Consider the following 26,089-nt stretch of genomic DNA (forward strand, 5'->3'; position numbering starts at 1 on the left):
GTGGTGCAGCTCGGAGTGAACGAGTCGTTCGCGGACTACCTCATCGAAGGCGTGCTCGGTCGGGGCGGGATGGGCACCGTGTACTTGGCGCAGCACCCTCGGCTACCGCGACGGGTCGCGCTCAAGCTGCTCAACCGGGAGGTCTCCGCCGATCCGGAATTGCGGCGGCGGTTCGAGCAGGAAGCCAATGTTGTTGCGCGATTGGATCATCCGGGCATTGTCGGCATCCATGATCGCGGCACGCACGACGGACACCTGTGGATCGCCATGCAATACATTCACGGCTCCGACGCCGCTCGGTTGAATCCGCGCGAGGTGCAGATCGACCGTGCCCTGCGCATCGTTTCCGAGACCGGAGCCGCGCTCGACTACGCGCACAGCCGTGGCGTGCTGCACCGCGATATCAAGCCTGCGAACATTCTGTTGTCGTCGCCGGACACCGGTCGGGCGGAGCGTGCGGTGCTGACCGATTTCGGGATCGCCCGCCTGCTCGACTCGAACACACAGCTCACGGTGAGTGGCACGTTCAATGCCACGCTCGCGTATGCCTCGCCGGAACAGCTGTCCGGCGAGTCGGTCGATCACCGCTCCGATCAATACTCGCTCGCCTGCACCCTGTTCACGCTGCTGGCGGGGCGTCCGCCGTTCGCGGCGACCAATCCCGGGCAGGTCATCGCCGGGCACATCAGTAAACCGGTGCCGCGACTCAGTGCCGGTCGCCCGGGTGCGCCGCCTGCGCTGGACGAGGTGATCGTCCGGGCGATGGCCAAGCGGCCCGACGAACGGTTCGGCAGCTGCCGTGAATTCACCTCGGCGGCATGGGATTCCCTGCACGCACGACCGGCCGCGGTGCCGACTCGAACGGCCATGCCCGCCCGGACGGCTCCGACATCGTTGAATCGGAACGGTCCGGGTCGGCAGACGGCACCGACTCCCGCACCGGTCGCCCAGCCCGCACCGCAGCAACCGGTTGCCCAACCCGCACCCCGGCCTGGTCAGGCACCTGCGAGTGGCCGCGGCATCGGGATCAGCGCGGGCGTTCTCGCGTTCCTCCTCGCCGGTGTGGCCGCATTCGTGGTGGCGTATCCGCGGGTGCACGTCATCGACTTACTCATCCAGGTCAAGGACCCCGATATCGCCCCATACGCCGCGACGTTCGTCGGGGCGGCGGGCGCGGCGCTGCTGCTCCTCGGCGGCGCGATACGTCTGTTCGCCCGCAGGCGATCCGGCCGGGTGCTGGTGGTCTTCGGGTGCGCGGGTTATCTGGCGAGCCTGGTACCCGTCCGTTTCGGCTACGACTCCCCGCATGGCACCACTGGGTGGACGATGGCCGCGGGATTGTTGTTGATGGTGCTGACACTGCTGCTGACGCTGTCCCCGCCGACGGCCCGCTGGTTGCGGACCGCCGGCTCCGCACGTCGGTAAGGCGCTATTCGGGGAGACGGTCGGCCAAGGCGTTTCGCATCACGTATTCGATGCCGGGATCGTGGGGCAACGTCCAGTTCGGACCGACGAAGTAGCCGGCGGCGTCCTTGTCACCCTTGGCGAGATACTGCATCCACGCCAGGGTGAGAGGCGCGAATGCGTTATGCGCCGGATCGTCCATCGGCGTGATGTGGGTGCCGCCCCTGATACACGCTAAGTACGCCGGAACCGTTATGGCCGTGTGGTATTGGGTCCACATCGGGTAGTACCAGTGCCACACGAGCGCGTCGTTGCAGCCGGTGAGGTACAGGGTCGGCACGGTGAGCAGGATGCCGAGTGCGACCGCGCTCGGCTCGGTGGGCACCGCACCGATGATCCGCGCGTCCGGATCGACCATGCGGTAAGCGTCGTTCGGCAGGCTCGCGTTGAGTTGCGTTGCCCCGCCGCCGCCCGAGTGCCCGGCGAAGATGATGCGGCCCAGATCCACCTTGCCGCGCATCGGGCTGTCGGGATTCTTATTGGCATCCGACAGCGCCTGTACGCCACCGAGTCCCATTTCCGGGGTCGAATTGAGCAGGTCGTACGGTACCGCGATCACGTAACCGTAGCTGGCCCAGAAACGGAGGCTCGAGTCGTAATATCCGGGTTCTTGGCCGGTGCCCGGCGAGTAGACCAGCGCCGGAAGCCGATCCATGTTCGCGATGTCCTTCGGATAATAGAAGGTGACACCGATCGGTGAATCAGTTCCCGACGGAAATATATTGGTGCACTGCAGCTCCGAATGATTGCCCCAGAAACGCCAGGTGTTGTTGACCGCCGATCCATACGGCGACGAATCACAGCTGTGCGTGGCGGTGGTTTGCGCGGTCTCATAAGGCCCGGGTTCGGCGTACCGGCTCAATGGCACATCGCCCGGTGCGAAACCGTCTTCGGCCATGGCGGCCGGGGCGGCGCCGATCGCGAGACCGGCCAGGACAGTAGCCGCGAGAAAGACATCGCCCAGTGCGCGGCAGGCTTTTTCATACCAACACCGACCGAGTCGTTCGGTAAGCAAAACTCTCACCTCTCGTTTCCAAAGAATGTAAACAAGGGAACGCGACTCGACGGTCGCGGAATCGAGATCACTGTGAGATAAATCCATCCGCCAGTCAAGCAAACACGCGGGCAGTCGTCCCGTGAACTCAGCACGCCGGGCCGCGCATGCTGCACCGCAGGGGCGCAACAGCACTCGTGGACCGGCGTGCGCATTCTCGATACGTAGTACCGTGCTTTGTGTTAAATTCTTAGCGTGTCTAATATCAGTCGCCGCAATCCGCTCATTTCGGTGGCCGCCTTGGGACTTATCGCGGCGCTCACCGCAACAGCCTGCTCCGATGCCTCGAAGAACGATTCGAGCCCCTCGCCGAGCTCGTCCGTAACCATTCAGGCTGTGGCTGGGTTCCAAGGGTTTCCGCTGATGGTGGCGTGGAGACCATCCAGGATGGGGGCGCCGTTTTTGCGCATGGTGGAGATGTAGCTGCGGATTCGCAGCCACGCTCGTGCCCCGTCGCTCGAGCGATGGCAGCCTGAGATCTTCAGCTGGGTTTTGACGGGTCGAAGATCGCGCTCGGCCTGATTATTTGTGAAGCCGACCTGCAAGTCGCGGGCGAAGCGCAACACCTCGTCCTCGCGGGACTTCAACCTGGTCAACAGGTTCCGGGTCTTGGACTGTTTCAGGCCGGCGCGACGGGGATTATCGGACAACCCGCACAACACCGCATGGCGCCACCGGTGCAGCAGTGGGTCGAGGACCTCGGCCGCGATGGCCGACCGGCCCAGCGCTCGTGCCTGGTGGGCGGCGGTGTTGAGCCCGTACAACGCGTCCAGCGCCGCGGTGGGCCAGGCGTTGGACGGATCGGCCTCACCGGCGGCGACCAACTCTCGCGCGATGTGCGCCCCGCACAAGGCGTGGACGGCGCCAGCGTAGTCCTTGCCGTCATACACCGACAGCGAATCATGCACGCACACACCGGTATAGCCGGGCAGGATCCCGAATTCATCCACCGCGACCCGTCCCCGGGACTTGTGCAGGAAATAGGCGGTCAACGTCGCGGTCGAGGCCACGTGCAGCCACATCTTCGAGCCGTTGACATTGATCGAGGTCTCATCCACATGCAGCAGATACGCCGCCATCAACTGCGCCCGGATCAACGCGTCGGTGTCGGCAAGTGCCTCACCGGTCGCGGCGATCACCGAACTGATCCACCCCGTCGACGGCCGCGCCCCGGTCACATCCGCGATCAACTCCGCGGCCCGCGCCACCGGAACATGCTGATATACCACGAGATAGCAAGCCAACGCCCGAAGATTCGGGCCGTACTGAACCGGTGCACTCACCCCGTCCGGGGCCGTCGCCGCGGTGACATGACCGCACCCGCACCGCACCGAGTGCAGGCGGTGCTCGAACACCGACGCCGCGATCACCTCGGGAATGTCGACCACCTGCCGCGCAGCCACTTTCACCGACTCTCGACCAGCCAGACCGCCGCCACAACTACCACACGCACCCGGCACGTAATCGCAGGAATCATCGGCAATCTCTTTGCGACGCAACGTGACACCCTGATCGCCGGACTGCTTGCCCGGCTTACGACCAGCCTTGCGCTGCTGGGCACGAGACAGGCTGCGGTTCAACCGATCACCAGAGGGCGCACGGTTGGAGTTCTTCGAGTTCTGCTTCGACTGCCGCTCGAGCTCAACGATCCTGGCCTGCAACTCCCCGATCAACCGCGCCTGCTCGGCCACAACCATGAGCAGTTGCTCAACAGTGGGCACGGGATCGGACACCCAGCAAGCTGACCAGTTGCCGGGCCCATAGTCAAGCCGCCACACCACTCAAACCATCAGTCGCACAGGCTGAATGGTTACGCTCGTCCAGCGTTCCGGCACAAGACAATACGAAACTCTTCCACGACATATACAAGCAATTGGTGGAAACGGATACCTCGCACTCGACCGGCAGCACGACGGTCGCCGCGAACGCGGTCAAGCAGCGTCTACACGACGCGGGTTTCGCCGAATCCGATATCCAGATCTTCGAGCCCGTGGAACGCAAGGGCGACCTGGTGCTCCGATTCACCGGATCCGGGCAACGTAAACCATTGCTGCTCTTAGGACATCTCGATGTCGTCGAGGCCAAACGCGAGGACGGGTGGAACACCGACCCGTACAAGCTCACCGAGGCGGACGGCTTCTACGCCGCCCGCGGTTCGATCGATGACAAGGCCATGGTGTCCGCCCTCATTTCGGGCCTGGTCCAATTGAAGCGCGAAGGCTTCAAGCCCAACCGCGATATCGTGCTCGCGCTGACCGCCGATGAGGAGGCCGGGAAAGACAACGGCGCAAAATGGTTGATGGACAACAAATTCGACCTGATGAACGCCGAATACGGCCTCAATGAAGGCGGCCGGGCACTGCTGGTCGACGGAAAGCCCACCCTGCAAGGCGTGCAGGTAGCCGAGAAGACCTACGTCACCTATCAGGTGGAGGCCAAGGCGGCGGGCGGCCACAGCTCGGTGCCGACGCCCGAGAATGCCATCTACACCCTCACGGCCGCACTGAATCGTCTTGCCGCATACCGGTTCCCGCCCTCATTGAGCGACCCGACCCGCGACAACTTCGGCGCGCTCGCCGCGGGCCGCAGCGGACAGGAAGCCGACGATATGCGGGCCGTCGCCGCGGGCAATCCGAGCCCGGAGGCGCTGGATCGGCTCTCGGCGAATCCCGAAAACAACGCCCAACTCCGGACCACCTGCGTGAGCACCATGCTGGCCGCCGGGGAAGCCGAGAACGCGTTGCCGCAAACGGCCAAGGCGACGATCAACTGCCGAATCCTGCCCCAGGACAAGCCCGACGACATCGACAAGCAGTTCAAGGCGGCCCTCGCCGACAGCAAGCTGATCGTCACACCCAAACTGGATCCGGCGGGCGGCATCTCGCCCACCAACGGCGATGTGATGGCCGCCGTCACGTCGTTGACGAAGGAACTGTTCCCCACCGCCGCCGTGAGCTCGTTCATGTCCACCGGCGCCACCGACAGCAAATACGCGCGCAGCAAAGGGATTCCGATGTACGGCGTGAGCGGACTGTTCATGGTGCCCAGCGACGCCGGTCGCATCCACGGCGTGAACGAGCGCGCCCCGATCGCCGGCCTCGACGCCAGCCGCGAATTCCTCTACCGCCTGATCAAGCAACTGTCCCAGTAGTTTTCAGCCACCACCGGACGCGCCGCGCGGCATACCGAGCGCGGCGAGTCACTCCGGCTTGTCGAGCGATTCGAGTTCGGTTCGTAGTTCCACGACCTCGGCGGCGAGTTCGTCGCGCAGCTGTTCGCGTTCCAGCAGGCTGGCGCGCATGCTGTCGATGGTGTCGTTCATCGCGGCCAGCTTCTGATCGGCTCCGTTCAAGCGCCATTCGATGACACCGCGGCGGTCGACGTCCTCGCTGGCCTTGCCGACCCAGGCCACCACGTAGTCGAGCCATTCCGGCTGCTTGGGCATCTCCTCGGTGGCGTCCCAGCCGCGCCGGGCCGCCGTCTTCGCGGAGAGCACCCGCTCAGCGGCGAGCCCCTCGGCCGGAGCATTCATTTGCACGTGGCTGAGCTTTCCGGCGGTCGTCACCACCGCGGTGAGCCGATAACGCCCGGCGAGGTGCATCTTCAGCTCCGCCGCGCCGCGGCCGTCGGCGTCCATCGCGCCGAGCCACGGGCCGTCCGCCGCGTTGATGATCGACTCGAGCATGCCGAGCTGCCCGACCGCGCGGCGCACCCGGTTCGCGCGCTCGCGTAGTTCGTCCGGTGTGGCGGTCATCTGGTCCCAGTGCATCGCACCTACTTCCTCGTCGACCGGCTCCCAGCGTTTAGGAACTGCTACGAACGTACATTCGTCGCTCGCTCAACCGTGGGACATGTGGGCCTCGGCGGCACTTGACTTGGAGTGCACTCCAGGTCGTAGCGTGAGGGCTCTGGGTTGCCTACACACGAGGGGATCGTTCCATGGAGCTCGGTTTTCACATTCCGATATTCGATATCGACGGTGGCACGACCGCGATCGCCGGTGAACTTGCCAGGGTGGGTGCCGCGGCGGAGGCGTCCGGCGCGACCTGGTTGTCGTTCATGGACCACTACTTTCAGATCGAGCCGACCGGGCGGCCCGCCGAGTCGAACATGCTCGAGGGCTACACCACGCTCGGCTTCCTCGCCGCGCACACCTCGAATATCGAGCTCGGCCTGCTCGTCACCGGCGTGACCTATCGGCACCCCGGCCTGCTCGCCAAGATCGTCACCACGCTCGACGTGCTCTCCGACGGCCGGGCCACGCTCGGCATCGGCGCGGCATGGTTCGAGCGGGAGCACCTCGGGCTCGGCGTGCCGTACCCGCCGATCGCCGAGCGGTTCGAGCGGCTGGAGGAGGCGCTGCGCATCTGTCTGCAGATGTGGGATCCGGCGAACAACGGACCGTTCGACGGCAAGCACTACCAACTGGCCGAGACGCTCTGCTCGCCGCAGCCGATCAACCGGCCGAAGATACTCATCGGCGGCAGCGGGGAGCGCAAGACGCTGCGGCTGGTCGCGCAGTACGGCGACGCGTGCAACCTCTTCGGCACCTCGCCCGCGGAAGTCGAGCACAAGCTGGACGTGCTGCGACGGCATTGCGACGACGTCGGCCGGGATTACGACGAGCTCCGGATCACCATGATGGCCAACAATCCGCGGCCGAACCCGGACAACCGCGACGAATTCGTCCGGCAGATGGCCGATTACGCGAAGCTCGGCGTGCACTCCGTCATCATCACGCCGACCACCGGATCGCCCGCCGCGTGGATCGACGGCATGGCTCCGGCGGTTGCCCAGCTCGCCGAGCTCGGCTGACGCTCAGAACGGATAGGCGGCCGGCCGGTGTTGCATCGTGATCCACCGGGTTTCGGTGAACGCCTCGATGTTCGCGGCGCCGCCGCCGAACCGGCTGCCGGTGCCCGAGGCGGCGAACCCGCCGAACGGGGCGACGGCTTCGTCACCGACGGTCTGGTCGTTGATATGCACTATGCCGGTGGGGATTCGGTCGGCGAGGGCGAGACCGCGGGCCGCGTCGGCGGTGACGATGCCGAGGCTCAGCGCGTATTGATCGTCGGCCGCGAGCCGCACCGCGTCGTCCACGGTGCGGAAGGACAGGACGGGTGCGACCGGCCCGAACACCTCCTGCGCGTAGGCGGGCATGGTTGCCGATACACCGGCGAGCACCGTCGGCCGGTAGAACAGCTCGCGGTAGCTGCCGCCCGCGGCCAATGTGGCGCCCGCGTCGACGGTCGACGTGACGAGCTGATGGATCTTGTCGCGCTGGCCCGCATCGATGATCGGGCCGAGCGCGACCTGTTCGGTGGCCGGGTCGCCGACCGGGAGGGCGTCGGCCTTGGCGGCGAGCAAGGCGATGTAGTCGTCGACCAGGCTCTCCTGCACCAGATGTCGGCCGGTCGCCATGCAGATCTGGCCCGAGTGCAAGAAGGAACCCCACGCACCGAGACCGACGGCCGCCTCGAGATCGGCGTCCGCCAGCACGATCAACGCCGAATTGCCGCCGAGTTCCAGATGCGCGCGCTTCAAGTGACGCGCGGCCAATTCGCCGACTCGGCGACCGACCGCGGTGGAGCCGGTGAACGAGATGACGGGTACCAGCGGATCGGTGACCAATGCCTCGCCGATATCGGCACCGCCCGGCAACACGTGCAGCACGCCATCGGGCAGACCGGCCGCCTCGAAGATCCGCGCCAGCGCCACGCCCCCGGAGACGGCGGTCCGTGAATCGGGTTTGAGGACAACGGAATTGCCGAGAGCAAGGGCGGGTGCCACCGAGCGGATGGACAGGATGAGCGGGAAGTTGAACGGTGCGATCACCCCGACCGTGCCGACCGGAACGCGTCGGGTCATGGAGAGACGGTCGTATTCGGTGGGCAACAGCACGCCCATCGGCGTCGAGGCCAGGGCAGACGCCTCGAAGCATTCCTGTGCCGCCGCATCGGTTTCCACGGCCGCCTTCGCGGGCACCGATCCCGTCTCCCGAATCAGCCAATGCTGCACGTCGGATGCGTACTGCTGGAACAGATCTCCGGCGCGACGCAAGACAGCGGCGCGTTCGTGGAACGGTCGGGCGGCCCAGTCCCGCTGACTCGCGGCCGCGGATCGGGTCGCCGCGGTCAGGTCGTCGACCTGGGCTATGCCGAGACGACCGAGCTCGGCCCCGGTGGCGGGCTCGATGACCGGCGCGGTCACGGCGGCGTCGCGCCAGCCGTCGCGGAAGATCTTGCCTGCCCACGTGGTCGGTTCGAGCAAGTCTGTGCGGGTGAGCGTCATGGCGGATCCTTCTCGATCGAAAACTGCTCGAGAGCAATGATTTCACCGCTCGGGCGAGTCAGCTCGGCTTCGGGAAGTTCTCGTTCGGAGTGCTGATGCGCCTGTGATCCACTAGGACGTGGATGTCTACTACGTAGACGATCGCCGAACAAAGTTGGGAATCAACCTTGTTCGGCGATCGAGTCGGAGTAGCCGACTGACTACAGTCCACCGGCGAGTGCGCCGAGGCCTTCGCCTAATCCACCGAGTCCGCCCAAGGCGTCTCCGGCACCGGCGAGTCCGCCGAGTCCACCGAGGGCATCGCCGAGTCCGCCGAAAGCGTCTCCGCCACCGCCGAGCCCACCGAGCAGATCGCTGAGTCCGCCGAGGTCGTCACCGCCACCGCCGAACGCCCCGAGGCCGTCCTCCGAAGGGGAATCGGATCCGAACCAGTCGAAGCTGTCGGAGGACGGATCGCCTTCGCCGCCATAACCGGCGGAATCGCCTGCGTCCTCCGAGAACACGTCGCTCCAGGAATCCTCGGGCGAACCGCCTGCGTCGTCGGCAGATTCGTCCGAACCGTCACCCAGCGAGTCCTCGGTCCAATCGCCTCCGTCTTCCGAGGACTCGTCCGAGCCATCACTCCCAGCGTCCTCGGACGAATCGTCGCCGCCATCCGAAGACTCGTCGGCACCCTCACCCCAGGGGTCCTCGGACGAATCACCCTCACCGTCTGAAGATTCGTCCGAACCATCGCCCGCGGGGTCCTCGGTCGAATCGCCTGCGCCATCCGAAGACTCGTCGGAACCGTCACCCGACGGGTCCTCGGACGAATCGCCCTCGCCGTCGGTCGGCTGGCCCGAGCCGTCTTCCGAAGGATCCTCGGATGATTCGTCGCCGCCGTCCGAAGGCTGGTCGCCGCCGTCGGAAGGCTGGTCCTTATCGCCTCCACCGGAGGGCTTGTCCTCGTCACCACCGGAAGGCTTGCCCTTATCTTCACCACCGGAAGGCTTGTCCTTGTCACCGCCGCCGGAGGGCTTGTCCTTGTCACCACCGGCGGGCTTGTCGCCACCGCCGGACGGCTTGTCTTTGTCCTTCTCCTTGTCCTTATCTTTGTCCTTGTCTTTATCTTTGTCTTTATCCTTGTCGGCGCCGTTGGACGTGCCGAAATCCTGCGTCCAGTAGGGCGTTCCGTCACCGGCCTTGGCGTAGCCGACACCGATGTCCTTGAGCCCGCAGTTCAGGATGTTCGCGCGGTGGCCTTCGCTGTTCATCCACGCGTCGACGACCTCGGACGCACTCGTCTGTCCCTCGGCGATGTTCTCGGCCCAGGTCTGCGCCTTGTAGCCGGCCGAGCTGATCCGGTCGCCCGGATCACCCTTCGACGAGTTGTGGTCGAGGTTGCCGCTGCCTGCCATGTCTTTCGTATGGGCCTGCGCGGCTTCGGTGAGATGTTCTTCGGATTTCAATGCAGAGCAGCCGGCTTTGGTGCGTGCAGCGTTGGTAAGGCTGATCACCTCATCGGCGGGAGAATCAGGACCCGCCGAGGCCGAAGGAGCTCCAGCAAAAGTCGCAGCGAAAGCTGATACTCCGAAAGCGGTGGACAACGTGAGCATTGTTGCCGGCGAAACTTTCCGCGGTGCACTGTGCTTACCCATGAAATGCCTTCTTGTTGCTGGTTGACGGCCTCGAAGCGGAGGTACTAGGCGCTGCCGGTGAGCAAGCCGAGCAGCGGGGCGAGTCCACCCGCCGCCTTGCTGCCGGTAGCGGCGCTACCGGAAACCGCCGTGCTGCCGGTGGCGAACGCCTTCGCCAGCGGGGTGACCGCGGCGCTACCGGTGTTGAGGCTCTTCGCCAGCCCACCGAGCGCGGCACTGCCGCTGTTCAGCAGCTCCAGCGGATCCGCGGGCTTGTCCGCAGCGGGCTTGCCCTTCGGCTTGCTGGCGCTGGGCTTCTTCTTCTTCGGCGCCACCGCATTCCGGCTGTGGTGACCCTGCCCGTTCGCGGCCAGGACCCGCTTCGCCTTCGCCGGCGCCGGTGCCACGTGGTCCGGGTTGGCGGTGGTGGTCGTCGTCGTTTCCGCGACGGCCTGTCCCGCTCCGGTGTGGGCCGAGACGCCGAGGCCGATCAACGTCGCCGTCGACAGAATGGCCAACCGGGCCGGGATCTGGTTCTTGCTAGGTGCGCTGTGCTTACCCATGAGACGCTTCTTTCGGAGTGGTCGATCGCGTGTCGGATCGCCTGTCCCCCAAAGGCACAGGCTCGGTGCTGCCGAGTCGAGCTGCATGTCGGGACCTACCGAGCATCGTTGCTCGGGTGGCCTTGCTCGCTGGTGCCACCAAATTGTTGATCCCGCAAATGAGGTTAGAACTCAGCGCGGCAACCCACGAGTTGTAAGTCGAATTCTAAATTCGAGTTGAGGGCTGATTAACAGCGAGACAGGCGATCACGGTCCGATCACGCCCCGATCACACCCGATCACGAAGGCTCGCGACGACGCGCCGGAACCCGCAACCTGGGCGGTGGACCAAGCCACGCTCGCGCCTGGTGTGCATCCTGCCGCGCGGCACCTCGCCCGCGCGCCCGACATGGGCTCTGCCGGACCGACCACAGGCGGCCCGGGCGATCAGGGTCGCTGATCGCCCGGGCCGCGGTGACTACCGAGGACTACCGGAACGGCGGTTCGTTGAAGGTGCGCAGCTTGCGCGAATGCAGCCGATCCCCTTCGGCGCGCAACAGTTCCACGGCACGGATGCCGATCTGCAGGTGCTCGGAAATCGCTCCCTCATAGAAGCGATTCGCCTGACCCGGCAGTTTGATCTCGCCGTGCAGCGGCTTATCCGAGACGCACAGCAAAGTGCCGTAGGGCACGCGGAAGCGATATCCCTGCGCCGCGACCGTGGCACTCTCCATATCGATGGCGACCGCGCGACTCAGGTTGAAACGCAAGGCAGACGCGGAGTATCGCAGTTCCCAATTCCGATCGTCGGTGGTGACCACGGTGCCGGTGCGCAACCGCTGCTTCACCGCTTCGCCCGGCATTCCGCTGACAATCTTGGTGGCGTCGTACAACGCCCGCTGCACCTCGGCGATGCTCGGAATCGGAATATCCGGCGGCAGCACCGAATCCAGCACGTGATCGTCGCGCAGATACGCATGGGCGAGCACGTAGTCGCCGATCGCCTGGCTCTCCCGCAGGCCACCGCAGTGCCCGATCATCAGCCACGCGTGCGGGCGCAGCACCGCGAGGTGATCGCAGATGGTCTTCGCGTTGGACGGACCGACGCCGATATTGACCAGGGTGATGCCGCGCCGATCGGCGGAGGTCAGGTGCCAGGCCGGCATCTGATGCTTCTTCCAGGCGAGATCCGAGGTCGTTGCCGCGCCCAGGGTTTCGGCATTGATCACGGTGCCGCCCGGACAAGAGAGGCCATCGTATGGACTGTCGGGATCGGCGATCTGCTCGCAAGCCCAGCGCACGAATTCGTCGACATAACGCGTGTAGTTGGTGAACAGCACGAACGGCTGGAAATGCTCCACCGGCGTTCCGGTGTAGTGCTGCAACCGCGCGAGGGAGAAATCGGTGCGCAGCGCGTCGAAATGGCTGAGCGGAAAGGTGTCGATGGCATTGAAGATGCCGTCGGCCGTTTCGTCACCGATGCTGGCCAGATCGGTGGTCGGGAAATACCGCGCCATCACCGCGGCCATCGAGCTGTCCAGGATGAGCTCGGCGCGGTCGATCACGTAGGGGAACGGGATCTCCTGCCGAGACGGCGTCACCTCGATGCGGACCTCGTAGTCGTGCTCGATCATCTCCAGTTGTTCGGTCAGATAGTGGCGCAGCAAGTCCGGGCGGGTGATCGTGGTGGCATAGCTGCCCGGCCGCGTGAATCGTCCCCAGGCGCGCGAGCGGTTCTTCGACGGCGCGGCGCCGTCCCAGCTGATGCGCAGTTCCGGATAGACGAACAGGCCGGCGTCTCGGGTGGCGTCGTCGGGCACGGTGCCGTTCTCGACGAACGCCCGGATCGCGTCGCGCAACGCGGCGACGGATTGCTGGTAGCGCGTTTCCAGCTGATCCAGGGCCTCGGCGCTGGTCAACGAACTGGCTGGTGGCCGATTCGGCATGTGTCTCCTGCGTCGCGTTCGGAAGAGGTCGTAAGGACACCGTATTTCACTCTGCCTATGTCGCCGCGGCTCGCACCTGTGATAGAAACTGGAACAAAAGTTCCACTTTTGTTCGCGTGCCACGGAGGCTGACATGGTTCATCTACCGCTGACCACCCACGAGACCGGGACGGCCGATGCCTAACCCGTATCGCGAGATCTTCGCCGCACCGGGCAGCAAGAACTTCGCCGCGGCCGGGCTGATCGCGCGACTGCCACTGCCCATGACGCACATGGGCATCCTCACGATGCTGTCCGAGCTGCGCGGGCAATACGGGTTGGCGGGTGCCGTGGCGGGCACCTTCACGCTGTCCATCGCGTTGATCGGACCGCAGGTCTCGCGGGTGGTCGATCGGTTCGGGCAGGGCCGAGTGTTGTTGCCCGCCACCGGGATCAGCGTGGCAGCGCTCGGCGGCTTGCTGTTGTGCGCCTACTACGACGCACCCACCTGGACGCTTTTCGTCTTCGCATTGCTCGCCGGGTTCATGCCGAGCATGGGCGCGATGGTGCGGGCCCGGTGGACCGAGTTGTACCGCGGCACGCCGAACCTGAACACGGCTTACTCGCTCGAATCGGTGGTGGACGAGCTGACCTACATCGTCGGGCCCGCCGTTGCGGTAATGCTCGGCACGATGCTCTTTCCGGAGGCCGGTCCGCTGGTCGCGGTCGGCTTGCTGGTGGTCGGCGTGCTGCTGTTCGTGCCGCAGAAACGCACCGAACCGCCGGTGCAACCGCGCACCGAAGGTGGTGGCGGATCGGCGATCCGGTCCGGGCCGGTGTTGCTGCTGGCGCTCACGCTGTTGTTCGGTGGAGCCATCGTGGGCACCGTGGACACGATGGGTCTGGCCTTTGCCGAAGAGCAGGGACAGAAGGGGGCCGCGGGCATCGTGTTCGCGGTTTACGCGATCGGATCCGCGCTGTCCGGGCTGGTTTTCGGGACGCTGCAGCTGAAAACGCCGCTCCCCCGGCTACTTCTGCTCGGTGTCGCCGGGACGGCCGTGACCACGCTCCCGTTCCTGGTGGTGAACGGCATCGCGGCCCTTTCGATCACGGTGTTCTTCGCCGGTGTGTTCTTCACTCCCACCATGATCGTCATCATGGGCATCGTCGAGAAAGTCGTGCCCGCGGCGCAACTCACCGAGGGGATGACCTGGATGATCGCGGGGCTGAGCGTCGGGATCGCACTGGGTGCCGCCGTATCCGGGCAAGTGGTGGACGCCTTCGGGATTCGGGCCGGGTTCGGCGTTGCCCTTGTGGTCGGCGCGCTCGCGCTGCTGACCACGTTGCTCAGCTATCGACTGCTGAAATCGAGGACCGAGCAGTCGGCGCCGGAGCCCGCTCTCGTGCACCGCGGATAGCTGTTCCGCTGCCCGGCATCATCCGGCGTCGGGCAGCAGCTCCCGCAGCATGGCCTCGTACTCGTCGGCGGTCGGCGGCTGATCGGCCAGCAATGCGTGCAGCAGCAGGCCATCGTAGGCACTGACGAAGAGTTGGATCCGCACCTGGTCGGTGGTGTAGCGGCGGGCGAAATCGGCGAGCGCGCTCTTCCAGCGGTTGGTCGGGCCACGCAGGTCGGGTCGGCGCGAGGCGAGCAGGCAGAGTTCGAACTCGGCGGTCAGTCGTCCTGGGGTGTCGACGATCTCGGCCATCAGTTCGGCGAGACGGCGCAGGCCGTCGATGTCCTCGGTCGCGACGGTGAGCTGCCGCATCTTCTCGGCGTCGTCATCCATGCAGGTGGTCAGCGCGGCGGTCAGCAGGCCGTCGACGCCGTCGAAGTAGTACGTGGCCGCGGTGGTCGGCAGATCTGCTTCGCGGGCAACGGCTCGGTGTGTGACGCCCGCGGCTCCGTCGCGCTCGATCACCCGCAAGGTGGCCTCGATCAGGGCGCGCCTGCGACGCTCGCCCTTGGATCGGCGGCCGTCGGTGCTGGGCTCGTTCAGCGTCTCTCCCACATGTCCCGGGTAACCGATCCATTGCCGGATCGGCGTCCCGTTACGGTACCTGCCCATAGTTTGCCGGGACGGAGCCGGGCGGGCGGGTACTCACTGGTTATCGGACAGTTTCAGCACTGCTGAGCGCACCAATTCCACTATCCTGGGCCACTTTTCGGACTCGGGGTCGATGAGATCGAAGTGGTGGGTGTCCGGCAGCACCAGCGATTCGGCCGGGCTGTCCTGACTCAGCGCGACGGGGACGGACTGATCGTTGGTGCCGTGCACCAGCAGCACACCGGGTGGGCGCGGCGACAGCCGCACTTGGGGATCCAGGTCGGCGTACCGGCGCGGCTGCTGTTCGGGGGTTCCGCCCATCCATCTGGTGACCGCGTCGTCGCTGAGGTGCAGCCGGGATGCGCGCGCGAGGTCCGCCACCGGCGCCAAGGCGAGGACCGCGGCCTGCCGGTGGTAGGCCCGCGTCAGCGCGAGCATCCCGCCCGCGGAATGGCCGACCCACAACACCGGGGCGGCCAAGCTGGTTTCGAGCAGGTCCAGGTCTTCGATCGTCGCCCACGGGTCCCCGGGCACCCGCCGATACTCCGGTACCACGACCCGAAAACCTTCCCGGGCCAGCGCACGGGCGAACGGCCTGGCATGGGTCCGATCGGTGGTGGGTCGAAAGTAGCCGCCGTGGATGTACACCACCGTCGGGCCCGATTCGCCGAATACCTCCAGCACCTGATCCGGGTGCGGACCGTAGGACGTGACGACTCCCGGATCGGCGCCCTGCCGCAGCAAACGGTCGATCGCTGCCAGTTCCTGGCGCTCGAAGCTCTGCCGGTCTGTCTCGGTCAACGGCCGCCCTCTTCCCTCACGGACAAGTTATCAAGATTGCCGTCTGTGGCCTGTCGAACTCGCTCGAGGTACATTATTTATACGCGTACAACAACTAGGGCGGGAGAGCGATGACCGCGATCGACCAAGCTGTAGCGGGGGTGCAGTCCACACCACCATCGAGTGCCGATTCTGCGGCGGGACAGCGCATTTCGAGCTTGCTGCGCCCGCATGCGGCGGGGTTTGCCGCCGTGATGTTCCTTCAGGTCATCGGCGCACTCGCCGGTCTCGCGCCGTTGCTCGCGGTCGTCGAACTGGGTCGAACCCTGTTGTCGCCCGGCCCTATTGAGCACGGTCATGTCTGGGCCGTGGTGATCGTGGGCGCGGTCGGCATGTTCGTGCGACTGGTGTTCACGGCGGCATCGGCCGGCCTCGGGCACCTTGTCGACAACCGGGTGCAGCTGACGTTTCGCAGGCAGCTGGCCGCGCAGCTGGGACGGGTGCCGATCGGATGGTTCTCGCAGCGGCGCACCGGCGAGCTGGCGAAAGTGGTCGGCGAGGACGTGAGTGCGGTGCACCCGTTCATCGCACACGCGCCCGGCGAGCTCGTCTCCGCGTTCGTGGTGCCGCTGGTGTCGCTGGTCTATCTGTTCACCATCGACTGGCGGCTGACGCTGATCGCGTTGATACCGGTGGTGCTGGCGATCGCACTCGTCCCGCTGATGATGACCCCGACCCGATTGCGTGAGCAGGAGGAGTTCGATACGGCCATGGGGCGGATCGCGAGTTCCGTCGTCGAGTTCGTGCAGGGCATCTCGGTGGTCAAGGCGTTCGGCGGATCGGGGCGCGCGCACGGCAAATTCCGCACGGCCGCAGACACTTTCGTCGAGACCTTTGTCCACTGGGTGCGCGGCATCTCCGCGATCGCCGCGGGGATGCAGCTGGCGTTGTCGCCGCCCTTCGTGCTGGTCGTCTTGCTGATCGGCGGTACGACGCTGATCACGAACGGCTCGATGACGCCGGCGGATCTGCTGCCGTTCCTGCTGCTCGGGCTGGGACTGACCGCTCCGGTGGCGGCGCTCGGCCACGGGTTCGACGATATGCAGACCGCCAGTCGTGCGGTCGGGCGGATCAAGGACGTGCTCGGCGTGCCGTCGCTGCTGGAGCCCGTGCATCCTGTTGTGCCGCAGGGGCATCGGGTGGAACTGCGGGGAGTTCGATTCGGCTACGACGCCGAGAACGAGGTGCTGCGCGGGATCGATCTGGTGCTGGAGCCGGGGACCGTCACCGCGCTCGTCGGGCCTTCGGGGAGCGGGAAGTCCACGCTGGTTCAGCTGTTGCCGCGGTTCTTCGACCCGACCCACGGTTCGGTCATGCTGGGTGGTGTCGATCTGCGCGAGCTCAGCAGCCGGGAGCTCTATCGGACGGTTTCCTTTGTCTTCCAGGATGTTCGGCTGCTGCGCGCGTCGATCGCGGACAACATCGCGCTGGCGATACCGCATGCCGATCGTGACGATGTGGTTCGCATCGCCAAGATGGCGAACATTCATGATCGGATTCTCGAGTTGCCGCGTGGGTACGAGTCGGTGATCGGTGCAGACGTGAAGCTGTCCGGCGGTGAGGCGCAACGTATTTCGATCGCCCGCGCCCTGCTCGCCGACGCGCCCGTGCTGGTGCTCGACGAGGCGACCGCGTTCGCCGACCCGCAGACCGAGCACGCGGTGCGCGACGCCCTGGCGACGTTGGCGGGCGATCGCACGATCCTGGTCATCGCGCACCGCCTGGAGACGGTCGCCGACGCGGACACCGTCGTGGTGCTCGAGGACGGGGCGATCGTCGAACGTGGCAGGCCCGGCGAGCTGCTGGCACGGAACGGGAAGTTCGCGGAGTTCTGGCGATCGCACCAGACCGCGATCGGCGATGAGATCGAAACTCAGGTACGGCAAGGAGACCAGCCCCGATGATTCGAATGCTGTTGCAGGTGTTGGGGCACGAGTATGCCCGGACGATGCGCCGCACCATGGCACTGATGACGATCACCGCGGTGGTCGAGGGTTTGTCCTATGCGCTGCTGGTGCCCGTGCTGCGGGCGCTGTTCGGGAGTGCTCCTGGAGACGCCTGGCCCTGGTTGATCGCGTTCGGGGTCGCGGTCGCGGTGTATGCGGTGCTGCGTTATCGCAGTGATCTGTCCGGATTCCGGGTCGGGGCAACGATGTTGCGCGGGATGTATCACCGGCTCGGGGATCATCTGGCGCGCTTGCCGCTCGGCTGGTACAGCGCCAATCGGGTGGGCGAGGTGTCGGTCATGGCCAGTCGCGGTCTGCTGCAGGCGATGAGTGTGGCGGCGCATCTGCTGGCGCCGTTCATCTCCGCCTGCGTGACGCCGCTGACGATCATTGTCGTGATGTTCGCCTTCAATTGGCAGATGGGGTTGGCCGCGTTGGTGGCCGCACCGCTCGTTGCGGCGGTGCAGATCTGGACCGGGCGCTCGATGGCTGCCGCGGATGCGGAGAGTGCCGAGCGTGGGCGTGAGGCTTCTGGGCGAGTCATCGAATACCTTCAGGCGCAGCCGGTGTTGCGGGCCGGGGGTCGGACTGGTGAACGGTTCCAGTTGCTCGATGACTCGTTGCGGGAAGAACAGCGCGCGGCGCGGCGGTCCACGTTGTCGGCGCTGCCCGGCGTCGTGGGTCTGACACTGACGGTGCAGGCGATGTTCACCGTGCTGCTTGCGCTGGGCGCTTACCTGGCGCTCGGCGGGAACATCGGCGCGGCAGAGGTTTTGGCGATCCTGGTGCTCACTGCTCGCTGTGCTGATCCGTTGCTTTCACTGTCGGATATCGGTGGGAAACTGCGCGGTGCGCGGGCCGAGTTGGCTCGGCTCGATGCGGTGCTACGTTCCGAGCCGCTGCCGGAACCTCGCGAACCTGTTCAGCCGGTCAACCGGGATTTGGAGTTCGCATCCGTCACCTTCCGGCAGAACGACCGGACGTTGATCGACGACCTATCGTTGTCTGTGCCGGAGGGACAGCGGCTTGCGATCGTCGGACCGTCGGGCGCGGGTAAGAGCACATTGCTGCAGTTGCTCGCGCGGTTCTACGACGTAGACGCGGGCGTGGTGCGGGTAGGAGGTGTCGATGTGCGCGCGATCAGTACCGAGGTGCTGATGCGGCAGATCGCCATTGTCTTCCAGGATGTCTATCTCTTCGACGGCACGATCGAGGAGAACGTGCGGCTCGGGCGTCCCGATGCCGACGACGCGGCGGTGCGTGCGGCGGCGAGCGCGGCACGGTTGGACGAGGTGATCGAGCGGCTGCCCGGCGGGTGGGCGGCGAACGTCGGCGAGGGTGGTGCGCTGCTGTCCGGTGGTGAGCGCCAACGTGTTTCGATCGCGCGGGCGTTGCTGAAGGATGCGCCCATCGTGCTGCTGGACGAGGTGACCTCGGCGCTGGATCCGGTGAATGAGGCGGCTGTGCACGAGGGGATCGAGCGTTTGATGGCGGGTCGGACGGTGGTGATGGTCGCGCATCGGCTGCGGACAGTTCAACGCGCGGATCACATCGTCTTCCTGGACGGCGGACGAATCGTGGAGCAGGGCAGTCACGATGAACTGCTGCGCAGCGGAGGTCGTTATGCGGACTTCTGGGACATCTCGACGACGCCTGTTGCGAGCGAGTGAGCGATAAGCCCGGGGTGTTCCTGGCGTATGCGTCCCGGCACGGGCACGCCTGATCGAGGTACCGGGGCGGCCGGACGCGGCCACTGGCTGCTGGCTCGCCGAAGGTCGGACGGGATGATGGTCAGTCGCAGCGGCGAGATCGCTTCGACGGATACCGTCTCTACAAGCTGACGCCCGGCACGTCAATCGAAATCGTGAAGAAATTATCCTCAGGGGATTTTCTTTACCAAATTAGAATGTCTTACCTCTTGCCATATCGGCGATTCAGGAATTCGGTCAGTTGTCCAACTATGATCCGGCGGATGAATCGTTAACTGGCGGCGAATCGAACCCCCATATCCACTGAAGCGCTCGTCAACGTGCGATAACCCGGCAAAACACGACACGTTCGACCTATTGCAGCGCATGTCACGCCACTACCGCGGCACCGCAGCCGGTGTGTCCAAATTCATAGACAATACCTATTGTCCCATTTCAGACTTGCCTCTTTAATTAGACAGCTACGATCAGGCAAATACGATTGCATGCGGTTTTCGTATATCAAATCTGCCCGCATGCACTCCTGGGAGAGCGGTGCAGAAATGCAAAACTTGTCACAGATGTCGAAGTCGTCGAACGGCGGGTTCGGGGAGTACGCCGCCAGGGCTGTGCGCGCGCTGTATCCGGCGGCGTTGGTGTGCGCTCTCGTGAGCATGGTTGTCGTAGTGGCCGCCGTGTCCAGCGCGCCGGCGTCATTCCGGGTCCCGCTCGCGCTGGGCGCCACCGTGGCCTCGATAGTGTTGTGCGTAGCGGTAGCCGCGGCTGTGCACTACCGGCAGGCCAGCGCATGGTCGGCGGCCGATGCGGCCGTCCGAATCGAGGCCGCGAACGCGGCTGCGGCCGGGTGGGCGCGGGACTCGGCGGATAGCGAGGGCCGCCGGGTCGCGGCGATGGCCGCATTCGCGGTCGCGGCAGGCCGCATGCAGGCGATGACCACCGGCATGCTGGCGGACCTGCGCGGGATGGAAGACCGGCACGACGATTCGAGCATGCTTGCCGACCTGTTTCTGCTGGATCATCGCTCCGCGCAGGCGGGCAGGCTCGCCGACAGTCTCGCCGTGCTCAGCGGGGGTCGGTCAGGGCGTCGGTGGCCCAACCCGATTTCCGTCGAGTCGATCGTGCGTGGCGCCATGGGGCGCGTGGCGGGTTATCAGCGGGTTCGGCTGCGGGCCGCGATCGATATCGCGATCGCCGGCCATGCGGCGGAAGGCGTGATGCACACCGTCGCCGAACTTCTCGACAATGCCTGCAACTTCTCCCCGCCCACCACCGAGGTCCAGGTGTATACGGCCGAGATTCCCGCCGGGCTGGTGATCACTATCGAGGACAGTGGATTGGTCATGAGCGAATCGGCGCTGCGGCGGGCCGAGCTGCTCGTATCGGGTTCGGACCCGGCGGACAGCAGGCACGGTTCCACCTCGGATCATTCCTCGTTGATCGGCACCCGGCTCGGTCTTGCGGTGGTGGGATCGCTGGTGCGCAAGCACGGACTCACCGTGTCGTTTCGCCCCTCCGCCATCGGTGGGACAGCAGCGGTTGTGCTGGTGCCACGGGATCTGACCACCCCGGTGAATCGTTCGCCCGGGTCGATTCCCGCGGCCACTTCGCGGGAGTCGCTGCCGCCGGTCATCCGGCCCTACGCGACGCTGGAAGACGCACCCGACGTCCCTGATTCGAGCCAGCCACAACGGCGGGGCCGCACGCTGGTCGGGCTCCGGCCCGTATCTCCGGACGGCATGTCGATCCATGGGGCTTGGGCCCCCCGCCCGCGCGTGCCGGTCGGCCCCGAAACCGACAGCGCCCCTTCGCCTTCCGCTATGAACGGCGACTACCTCGGGTCCGCGCCGCACACCGGAAACGGGGAGGTGTCCCCATGACCGAACAAGCGATCCAACGCGATGCCGCTACGCAGCACCGGCCGCCGCAGGCTGATGCCATCACCGAACCCAGCGGTTGCCCGGTGCTCCGGGAGTCGACGCTGGTGCCGTTGAGCGACAACGGTTTCCACGCCGACCCCCACGATCTGTATCAGACGATGCGCCACGAGCACGGGCCGGTGGTCGCCGTCGAACTGCCAGGCGGTGTTCCGGCGTGGCTGGTCATCGGTTACCTCGAATTGCACCAGGTCACCGGCGATCCCGTGTTGTTTCCCCGGGACAGCAGACTGTGGAACCAGCGGGCGAACATCCCCGCGAGGTGGCCACTGCTTCCGATGATCGACCAGCCGAATCCGTCGATTACGTCTACCGCGGGTGCGGTCCATCGCGGTCATGTAGCGATGGTGGAGCCCGCGCTGGAGTCGGTCGACCTCGTCGCATTGCGGCGCACCTGCGAGCACCTGGCCGACCACCTCATCGATACCTTCTGCGGAAGGGGCACAGCCGATCTCGTCGCCGACTTCGCCGAACCGCTGCCGATGTCGGCGCTGGCCTGGATCTTCGGCTTCACCGAAGGGGATGGGTCGCAGTTCATCGGGATGTTGAATGCGCGGACCGACGGCAGCCCCGACGCGGGGACGGTGTATCCGCGCCTCGCCAAGCGGATGGAGCAGTTGCTCGCTGCCAAAAGAGCAAGGCCCGGTGCCGATCTGGTGTCGCGGATGCTGACCCATCCCGCGCCGTTCACCGATGCGGAATATGCGCTGGATTTGCTGGCGGTCATCGCTGCGGGGTTTCTGCCGACCGTCGACTGGATCGCGAACTCGGTACGGCTGATACGTACGGACGAGCGATTTGCCGGGGCACTCGGCGGCGGGCGGCACAGCGTGGCGCACGCGATGAACGAGGTGCTGTGGGAAGACACTCCGATCCAAATCTTCCCGGGTCGTTGGGCAGCTAGCGATACCAGGCTCGGCGACAAGGACATTCGAGCAGGGGACATGCTGCTGCTCGGATTGGCCGCCGCCAACGCCGACCCACACGTCGGCAGGCAGCACACCGAGAACAGCGCCGCGGCCGACACCGGAAACAACGCACACTTCGCTTTCGGCCACGGGGAGTACCGGTGCCCGTTCGCGGCGCAGCAGATCGCGGAGATCATTGCGCAGACCGGCATCGAAGTGCTCCTGGACCGGCTGCCCGATCTCGATCTTGCCGTGCCCGCAGCGAACCTGGTCCGACGTCCGTCGCCCTTTCTACGCGGAATCACGTCCCTGCCCGTCCGTTTCACACCCGTTCGCACGACCGGGACTCCCCCGTCGGCAGGCAATGCGCACCCGCCGGGTCACTGGCGATCGACCAACCCGCCCAGTCGGCAGCCCTCGTCGTAACACCAGTCGACGGCGAGGCCCTGGATCTGTCGGACGTGTGCGTCACGTCGTCCAGCCCGTATGTGTCATGCGTGCGGTGGCTTTCGTCGGGCCGACTGCATGAGTCGGTCGGCGAAGGCTGCGACGAGGTCGCGGAGTTCATCCGGTTGGTCGATGACGAACGGTAGGTCCAGCGACGCGAGGACAGCGGGCAGCCAGTCGAGACGTTCGGCGCGTAGTTCGACGCGGGACCAGTCCGAGTCTGTCGACTCCCCCACGATCGCGATGCTGGCGGGCAGTCGGGTGCGGATCTGCTCCGGTGTCCCCTGGATTCGAAGAGTCACCTCGTGCCGGTACGGAGCTGTGGCGAGTCCCGTCAGAACCCGCTCCGCCGGGTCGAATCCGTCGGGCGGCTCGAACGAGCCCGGCAGGGTCCGCGCGGCAGTGATCCGATCCAGCCGGAAGGTCCGGTCCTCGCCGATCGCGGGGTCGGAACCCGTGACGTACCACCTGCCCGAGTGGGCGACGAGCCCGTACGGGTGCAGCGTGCGTTCGCTGCGCCTGCCGTCGGCGGCGATGTACCGGATGGAAACCGGCCAATGCTGGCGCACCGCATCGGCGATCGAGAGCAGGACCGCGGTCTCCGGCGCGGCCGTCTCGCCGGGTGGCGCGGTGAAGGCGAGCGAGCCGAGTACGGCGTCGAGTCGGCGCCCGAGCCGCTCCGGCAGCACCCGCCGAATCTTGGCCGCCGCCGTCTCACTCGCCGTGCCCGTGCTCGTCAACAAGCCGGCGCGCTGACCTGCGACCAGGCCGAGCAGCACGGCCAACGCTTCGTCATCGCTCAACATCAGCGGCGGCATCCGATAACCGGAAGCGAGCCGATAGCCGCCGTAGCGACCGCGCACCGACTCGACGGGCACATCCAGGTCGATGAGGTGGTCGACGTACCGACGCACTGTGCGCTCATCGACATCGAGCCGGTCGGCGAGTTCGCCCACGGTCCGGGTGCCACCCGCCTGCAAGAGCTCCAGCAAAGCGAGCACACGAGCAATCGGTCGGGACATGCTCCAAAGTCTGCCGCAAATACCGGGCGGATTCTGTCCGGTATCGGTCGTAGCGTGCAGTCAGCAACCCGAACCGACCAGGAGAGCCCCATGAACTTCGTCTCGATCCGCATCATCACCGCCGACGTCGCCCGCCTAGTCGACTTCTACGAGCGCGCCACCGGCATCACCGCAAGCTGGTCCACCGAAGACTTCGCCGAACTCAACACCCCCTCGGCCACCCTCGCAATCGCCGGCACCCGCACCGTCCCCCTGTTCGCCCCCAACTCCGCCCACCCCGCCGACAACCACAGCGTCATCATCGAATTCCTGGTCGACAACGTAGACACCATCCACCAAAACCTGACCAACTCCGTAACAGACTTCGTCAACGAACCCACCACCATGCCCTGGGGCAACCGCTCCCTCCTATTCCGCGACCCCGACGGCAACCTCATCAACTTCTTCACCCCGGTAACCCCGGCCGCCATCCAAAAGTTCACTCACTGAACCGATCCCAGTACTCGCGACGAACTCCCCGCTGCACCAACCGAATAGGATCGCGGGGTGTACGTTCCATGCGCGGTCTTCCGGCGAACACCGTTGGAGAGAGCAGACCAGCGCCTGTCCTGGAACCGCGACGATCAGGCGGACACCGGAGTCGGAGCTACTCGCTGTCTCTCGGGCCGCTGAGCCGCACGCCGATTATCGGCCGCGTCCGATTCAGACGGGTCTCGACGAGTTGTGTGCCAGACACTGGCATCGGACTCGGGCCGAGTTCACGCACGACCCTTGGCGTCGTGCGCACGAGTACATTGCGCGATTCGTCGACCCACGCGAAGTCGAACACCGCCTCTGATCGGGGCAGCCGCCATCTCAACTGCTCGCGCGCGACTCAGTGCTCGGGGCGGCGACCGTGTCGGCTGACGGCTGTGTGCCGGTTGGGGATCGGCGGATGGCTATGGCGGTGGCGGCGAGTAGGGCGAGGGTGAGCCAGATGTAGGCGTTGCGGTAGAGGAGGGTTGGGTGCTCGCGGGCGGCGAAGTCGAAGACGCTGACCAGGGTGGGGTCGAGGAAGGCGAGGATGCCGCCGGAGACGACGATCGCGGTTGCCAGGAAACCGAGTGGGGTGATGAGGCCGCGGCGGCGTAGGGCGAGATCGCCGAAGCAGATCATCAGTGGTGCGAGCCAGACCCAATGGTGCACCCAGCTGAAGGGCGATACTGCGGTCATGGTGATGCCGACGCAGACCACGGCGGGCAGTTCGCGTCCGGTCTGCGAGAGCCGTCGCGCCAGATACAAGCAGAGTGCGGCCATCGCGCCCGCGCCTGCCAGCCAGAGCAGTTGGTGTGCGCCCTCGACGCCGACCTGACGTGCGATCATGCCGCGCAGCGATTCGTTCGACAGGTTCGCGGGCACGCCGACACGTTGCGGATCGACGAAGGCACCGCTCCAGTACGTCAACGAATCCTTCGGCAGCACAGCGAGACCGATGACCATCGTCGCGGCGAACGCGCCCACCGCAGTCGCGGCCGCCCGGTAACGCCGCGTGACCAACAGGTAGAGCACGAAGAAAGCGGGAGTCAGTTTGATGCCTGCGGCGATGCCGGTCAGCACGCCCTTCCACCGCGACGTGTCGGGTAGCGCCATGTCCGCGATGACGATCAACAGCAGGAAGATGTTGATCTGGCCGAAGGCCATGGTCTGGCGGATGGGCTCGCACCACAGCAGCAGTCCGGCGATCGCGACGGCCGCGATCACCAGCCGCCGATCCCGCCGGTAGCCGAGCATCGACAGCGCGGCCCAGCTCGATGCGGCCAGCATCGCGAAATTGCCGAAACCGCCGACGAAGGTGTACAGGTCACCGTGCACCCAGCGCAGCGGAACGAACAGCAGTGCGGCAAACGGCGTATAGACGAATTCCCAGACACCTCGGGTGTTGCCGAGCAGCGGACTGTCATAGACCGAAACGTGGTGACTCACCCGGTCTCCGGCGATCTGATAGACGCTCAGATCGATCAGATGCATCATCACCTGCCGGTGTTCGAGCACCTGCATCAGGTAATACCCGCCAGCTATGACACCGGTCACCACAATCGCCCACCACACCGACGGCGCGATGATGCGGGGCTGATCCGGTGCGGCGGAGGACGTTTCGATGTTCTCGATCGTCGATGTCGACAAACTCTCTCCCAGCAATCGGACTCCGTTCGCGCCACCCCACGCTAGCGGCGACCCGGCGCTCTTTCCAGCGCGACCGCAACTGGGCATACCCGCGAACGCCGCCGGAACACGACCGCTGCCGTCCCGAACCGCCTGACGCCAGGTGGTCAGGAATCGAGAAGCGCTGGTCGCCGGGCGGCA

The 26,089-nt window shown here is 65.8% G+C and carries 20 protein-coding genes; 9 read left to right on the top strand and 11 right to left on the bottom strand.

Annotated features, from left to right (window positions below; translation table 11 throughout):
• Complete coding sequence (locus tag ACQPW1_RS38970) at positions 1-1,425, top strand: protein kinase domain-containing protein (protein WP_433657777.1); 1,425 nt, start codon at positions 1-3, stop codon at positions 1,423-1,425.
• Between the two features lie 4 nt (positions 1,426-1,429).
• On the opposite strand, the gene ACQPW1_RS38975 is transcribed toward ACQPW1_RS38970, so the two are convergent.
• Together ACQPW1_RS38975 and tnpC are read right to left on the bottom strand one after the other, a co-directional pair.
• Positions 1,430-2,653, bottom strand: coding sequence for an alpha/beta hydrolase (locus ACQPW1_RS38975; protein ID WP_433657779.1), 1,224 nt, complete (start codon positions 2,651-2,653; stop codon positions 1,430-1,432).
• A 194-nt stretch (positions 2,654-2,847) separates the two neighbouring features.
• Positions 2,848-4,239 carry an IS66 family transposase gene (tnpC, locus tag ACQPW1_RS38980; RefSeq protein ID WP_433655073.1) on the bottom strand — a complete coding sequence of 464 codons (1,392 nt, stop codon included), beginning with the start codon at positions 4,237-4,239 and terminating at the stop codon, positions 2,848-2,850.
• Between the two features lie 20 nt (positions 4,240-4,259).
• Between tnpC and ACQPW1_RS38985 the strand changes: the two genes are divergently transcribed.
• Complete coding sequence (locus ACQPW1_RS38985; protein ID WP_433665457.1) at positions 4,260-5,669, top strand: M20/M25/M40 family metallo-hydrolase; 1,410 nt, start codon at positions 4,260-4,262, stop codon at positions 5,667-5,669.
• 48 nt (positions 5,670-5,717) lie between these two features.
• Here ACQPW1_RS38985 and ACQPW1_RS38990 read toward each other — a convergent pair whose 3' ends face one another.
• Entirely contained in the window at positions 5,718-6,272 is a 555-nt protein-coding gene (locus tag ACQPW1_RS38990) for a hypothetical protein (protein WP_433657781.1), read from the bottom strand.
• Between the two features lie 185 nt (positions 6,273-6,457).
• Between ACQPW1_RS38990 and ACQPW1_RS38995 the strand changes: the two genes are divergently transcribed.
• Complete coding sequence (locus tag ACQPW1_RS38995; protein ID WP_433657783.1) at positions 6,458-7,333, top strand: LLM class F420-dependent oxidoreductase; 876 nt, start codon at positions 6,458-6,460, stop codon at positions 7,331-7,333.
• A gap of 3 nt (positions 7,334-7,336) precedes the next feature.
• Here ACQPW1_RS38995 and ACQPW1_RS39000 read toward each other — a convergent pair whose 3' ends face one another.
• The 4 genes from ACQPW1_RS39000 to ACQPW1_RS39015 all read right to left on the bottom strand — a co-directional run bounded on the left by ACQPW1_RS39000 (position 7,337) and on the right by ACQPW1_RS39015 (position 12,913).
• A complete protein-coding gene (locus ACQPW1_RS39000; RefSeq protein ID WP_433657784.1) occupies positions 7,337-8,809 on the bottom strand; it encodes a benzaldehyde dehydrogenase in 1,473 nt (490 codons plus the stop codon).
• A 200-nt stretch (positions 8,810-9,009) separates the two neighbouring features.
• Positions 9,010-10,446: a CAP domain-containing protein gene (locus ACQPW1_RS39005; protein ID WP_433657785.1), complete on the bottom strand. Its 1,437-nt coding sequence runs from the start codon at positions 10,444-10,446 to the stop codon at positions 9,010-9,012.
• Between the two features lie 44 nt (positions 10,447-10,490).
• The gene (locus ACQPW1_RS39010) at positions 10,491-10,988 is read right to left on the bottom strand and encodes a hypothetical protein (protein ID WP_433657787.1); all 498 of its coding nucleotides are present in this window, start codon (positions 10,986-10,988) and stop codon (positions 10,491-10,493) included.
• 467 nt (positions 10,989-11,455) lie between these two features.
• Positions 11,456-12,913 carry an AMP nucleosidase gene (locus ACQPW1_RS39015; RefSeq protein ID WP_433657789.1) on the bottom strand — a complete coding sequence of 486 codons (1,458 nt, stop codon included), beginning with the start codon at positions 12,911-12,913 and terminating at the stop codon, positions 11,456-11,458.
• A 176-nt stretch (positions 12,914-13,089) separates the two neighbouring features.
• Here ACQPW1_RS39015 and ACQPW1_RS39020 point away from each other — a divergent pair, with 176 nt between their 5' ends.
• Positions 13,090-14,310, top strand: a complete 1,221-nt coding sequence (locus ACQPW1_RS39020; RefSeq protein ID WP_433657791.1) for an MFS transporter — start codon at positions 13,090-13,092, stop codon at positions 14,308-14,310.
• A gap of 18 nt (positions 14,311-14,328) precedes the next feature.
• Here ACQPW1_RS39020 and ACQPW1_RS39025 read toward each other — a convergent pair whose 3' ends face one another.
• Positions 14,329-14,904: a TetR/AcrR family transcriptional regulator gene (locus ACQPW1_RS39025; RefSeq protein WP_433657793.1), complete on the bottom strand. Its 576-nt coding sequence runs from the start codon at positions 14,902-14,904 to the stop codon at positions 14,329-14,331.
• A gap of 90 nt (positions 14,905-14,994) precedes the next feature.
• The gene (locus ACQPW1_RS39030; protein ID WP_433657795.1) at positions 14,995-15,741 is read right to left on the bottom strand and encodes an alpha/beta fold hydrolase; all 747 of its coding nucleotides are present in this window, start codon (positions 15,739-15,741) and stop codon (positions 14,995-14,997) included.
• A 110-nt stretch (positions 15,742-15,851) separates the two neighbouring features.
• Here ACQPW1_RS39030 and ACQPW1_RS39035 point away from each other — a divergent pair, with 110 nt between their 5' ends.
• The 4 genes from ACQPW1_RS39035 to ACQPW1_RS39050 all read left to right on the top strand — a co-directional run bounded on the left by ACQPW1_RS39035 (position 15,852) and on the right by ACQPW1_RS39050 (position 22,703).
• Positions 15,852-17,684, top strand: coding sequence for an ABC transporter ATP-binding protein (locus ACQPW1_RS39035; protein WP_433657797.1), 1,833 nt, complete (start codon positions 15,852-15,854; stop codon positions 17,682-17,684).
• Positions 17,681-19,396, top strand: a complete 1,716-nt coding sequence (locus ACQPW1_RS39040; protein WP_433657799.1) for an ABC transporter ATP-binding protein — start codon at positions 17,681-17,683, stop codon at positions 19,394-19,396. The genes ACQPW1_RS39035 and ACQPW1_RS39040 overlap by 4 nt, the downstream gene beginning before the upstream one ends.
• Positions 19,397-19,995: 599 nt before the next feature.
• Positions 19,996-21,312, top strand: a complete 1,317-nt coding sequence (locus tag ACQPW1_RS39045) for a sensor histidine kinase (RefSeq protein ID WP_433657801.1) — start codon at positions 19,996-19,998, stop codon at positions 21,310-21,312.
• Positions 21,309-22,703, top strand: a complete 1,395-nt coding sequence (locus ACQPW1_RS39050) for a cytochrome P450 (RefSeq protein WP_433657803.1) — start codon at positions 21,309-21,311, stop codon at positions 22,701-22,703. Before ACQPW1_RS39045 ends, ACQPW1_RS39050 begins: the two co-directional genes overlap by 4 nt.
• 65 nt (positions 22,704-22,768) lie before the next feature.
• Here the strand turns inward: ACQPW1_RS39050 and ACQPW1_RS39055 are convergent, their stop codons facing one another.
• Positions 22,769-23,746, bottom strand: coding sequence for a helix-turn-helix transcriptional regulator (locus ACQPW1_RS39055; protein WP_433657805.1), 978 nt, complete (start codon positions 23,744-23,746; stop codon positions 22,769-22,771).
• A gap of 90 nt (positions 23,747-23,836) precedes the next feature.
• Between ACQPW1_RS39055 and ACQPW1_RS39060 the strand changes: the two genes are divergently transcribed.
• Positions 23,837-24,235, top strand: a complete 399-nt coding sequence (locus ACQPW1_RS39060; protein WP_433657807.1) for a VOC family protein — start codon at positions 23,837-23,839, stop codon at positions 24,233-24,235.
• Between the two features lie 366 nt (positions 24,236-24,601).
• On the opposite strand, the gene ACQPW1_RS39065 is transcribed toward ACQPW1_RS39060, so the two are convergent.
• On the bottom strand, positions 24,602-25,909 hold the full coding sequence (locus ACQPW1_RS39065) for a glycosyltransferase 87 family protein (RefSeq protein WP_433657809.1): 1,308 nt from the start codon (positions 25,907-25,909) through the stop codon (positions 24,602-24,604).
• Positions 25,910-26,089 lie beyond the last annotated feature (180 nt).

The sequence above is a fragment of the Nocardia sp. CA-128927 genome (assembly GCF_050955855.1).
Classification (GTDB): domain Bacteria; phylum Actinomycetota; class Actinomycetes; order Mycobacteriales; family Mycobacteriaceae; genus Nocardia.